This window comes from Kitasatospora putterlickiae (assembly GCF_039527695.1).
GTDB classification, from domain to species: Bacteria; Actinomycetota; Actinomycetes; order Streptomycetales; family Streptomycetaceae; genus Kitasatospora; species Kitasatospora putterlickiae.
Window position 1 is genome coordinate 27574 of the sequence record NZ_BAAAKJ010000223.1, and the last position, 2017, is coordinate 29590.

Annotated in this window: 2 protein-coding genes; both read right to left on the reverse strand. The window is 72.2% G+C overall.

Annotated elements, in window-relative coordinates:
- Positions 1-47: 47 nt before the first annotated feature.
- The gene (gene ffh / locus ABD308_RS22260; protein ID WP_344337913.1) at positions 48-1607 is read right to left on the reverse strand and encodes a signal recognition particle protein; all 1560 of its coding nucleotides are present in this window, start codon (positions 1605-1607) and stop codon (positions 48-50) included.
- Between the two features lie 123 nt (positions 1608-1730).
- On the reverse strand, positions 1731-2017 hold a 287-nt coding region (locus ABD308_RS22265), incomplete at its 5' end, for an ACT domain-containing protein (protein ID WP_344337905.1).

Below are 2017 nucleotides of genomic sequence, written 5' to 3' on the forward strand. Positions count from 1 at the left end.
CCGGGCGGCGGGCCGTTCACGGGCACCTGGGCGGGAGCCGGGCAGGACTACAGCAGGTCCTTGAACTCCTTGGGCAGCTCGAAGTCGGCCGGGCCCTTGCCCGCGCCGAGGCCGAACGCACCGCCCTCGGCGGGCGGCTGGCCGGCGCCGAGCGCGCGGCGCTCGGCGGCCGCGGCCTCCTCCTGCGCCCGCTTCAGCGGGTTGCCGCTCTTGCGCTTGCCCTTGGCGGCCGGGGCCTTCTTGGCGGACTTCTTGGCGCCGCCGCCCATGCCCGGGATGCCCGGCATGCCGGGCACGCCCTTGCCGGAGGCCATCGCGGACATCATCTTGCGGGCCTCGAAGAACCGCTCGACCAGGTTCTTCACCTCGCCGACCTGGACGCCCGAGCCCTTGGCGATGCGGGCCCGGCGGGAGCCGTTGATCAGCTCCGGCTCGGCGCGCTCGGTCGGGGTCATCGACTTGATGATCGCGCCGACGCGGTTGACGTCCTTGTCGTCGATGTTGTTGATCTGCTCGCGGATCTGGCCCATGCCGGGCAGCATGCCGAGCAGCTTGGAGATCGAGCCCATCTTCTGGACCTGCTCCAGCTGGGACAGGAAGTCGTCCAGGGTGAACTGCTTCGGGCCGCCGCGCAGCTTGGCGGCGATCTTCTCCGCCTCGGCCTGCGAGAAGGTCTGCTCGGCCTTCTCGATCAGCGAGAGGACGTCACCCATGCCCAGGATGCGCGAGGCCATCCGGTCCGGGTGGAAGGCGTCGAAGTCGTCGACCTTCTCGCCGTTGGAGGCGAACATGATCTGCCGGCCGGTGACGTGCGCGACCGAGAGCGCGGCACCGCCGCGGGCGTCGCCGTCGAGCTTGGAGAGCACCACACCGGTGAAGTCGACGCCTTCGAGGAAGGCCTGCGCGGTGGTGACCGCGTCCTGGCCGATCATCGCGTCGACGACGAACAGGACCTCGTCCGGGTTGACGGCGGCGCGGATGTCGGCGGCCTGCTGCATCAGCTCGGCGTCGATGCCGAGGCGGCCGGCGGTGTCGACGATGACGACGTCGAACTGCTTCTGCTTGGCGTACTCGATCGAGTCCCGGGCCACCTGGACCGGGTCGCCGACGCCGTTGCCCGGCTGCGGCCCGTAGAACGCGACGCCCGCGCGGTCGGCGACGACCTGCAGCTGGTTGACGGCGTTGGGGCGCTGGAGGTCGCAGGCGACCAGCAGCGGGGTGTGCTTCTGCTTCTTCAGCCAGTGCCCGAGCTTGCCGGCCAGGGTGGTCTTACCGGCGCCCTGCAGACCGGCGAGCATGATCACCGTCGGGCCGCTCTTGGCGAACCGCACCCGGCGGGTCTCGCCACCGAGGATGGCGATGAGCTCCTCGTTGACGATCTTGATGATCTGCTGGGCCGGGTTCAGCGCGCCGGAGACCTCGACGCCGAGCGCGCGCTCCTTCACCTGCTTGATGAAGGCCCGGACGACCGGCAGCGCGACGTCCGCCTCCAGGAGCGCGATGCGGATCTCGCGGGCGGTGGCGTCGATGTCCGCCTCGCTCAGGCGGCCCTTGCCCCGGAGGTTCTTGAACGTCGCTGCGAGGCGATCGGAAAGAGTGTCGAACACGTCGTCGCGGGTCCTCTGCGGCATCGGTGTGGGTACGGTCGTCGTCCCCAAGGGTATCCGGCCGGTCCGGTGACGGTCTCCACCCGGGTTGGAACGAGCTCGGACGGCCCCGGAACCGGCGGCTCAGCCCAGCGCCGCCCGGACCGCCGCCGCCACCTCCCCGGCCCGCCGCGCGGAGAGCGGACGGCCCGCCGCGTCGGTCAGGTAGAAGGCGTCCACGGCGTCCGCGCCGAGCGTCGAGACGTGCGCGGTCCGCACCCGCACCCCGGCGCCGTCCAGCGCCCGGCCGATCCGGTGCAGCAGGCCGGGCGCGTCGTGCGCGCGCACCTCCAGCACCGTCGCGCTCGCCGAGGCGACCGGCGGCGCCACCGCGACCACCGGCGCCGGAGTGGGCACCCCGCGCCGGCGCG